This window comes from Planctomycetota bacterium (assembly GCA_018242585.1).
Taxonomy (GTDB): domain Bacteria; phylum Planctomycetota; class Planctomycetia; order Pirellulales; family PNKZ01; genus JAFEBQ01.
The window spans coordinates 187,417-188,033 of sequence record JAFEBQ010000004.1; the positions used below are offsets into that span (position 1 = coordinate 187,417).

Here is a 617-nt window from a genome sequence, read left to right on the forward strand (position 1 = left end):
GTTGATGGTGTTCTTCAGTTCGAGAATTTCCCCCTTCACATCAACCGTGATCTTTTGTGACAAGTCGCCGGTGGCCACGGCTTTGGTCACGTCGGCGATATTGCGGACCTGGCTGGTCAGATTGCCGGCCATGAAGTTCACGCTATCGGTCAAGTCCTTCCACGTGCCGGCCACCCCTTTCACGTCGGCCTGGCCGCCCAGTCTTCCTTCCGTGCCGACTTCGCGCGCCACGCGCGTGACTTCCGACGCGAACGAACTAAGCTGATCGACCATCGTATTGACGGTGTTCTTGAGTTCGAGAATCTCCCCCTTCACGTCCACGGTGATCTTCTTGGACAAGTCGCCGCTGGCGATGGCGGTCGCCACGTCGGCAATGTTGCGGACCTGGCCGGTGAGGTTGGCCGCCATGAAGTTCACGCTGTCGGTCAAGTCCTTCCACGTGCCCGCCACCCCTTTCACGTCGGCCTGGCCACCCAGCTTCCCTTCGGTGCCCACCTCGCGGGCCACGCGCGTGACTTCGGCGGCGAATGACCGAAGCTGATCGACCATCGTGTTGATCGGGTTTTTCAACTCCAAAATTTCGCCGCGGACGTCGACGGAGATCTTCTTCGACAAGT

1 pseudogene (running past one end of the window) is annotated in these 617 nt (G+C 60.0%); it reads right to left on the reverse strand.

The features are described from left to right. Positions 1 to 617 (reverse strand): annotated as a pseudogene (locus JSS27_02415) (HAMP domain-containing protein) (it extends 4,265 nt beyond the left edge of the window).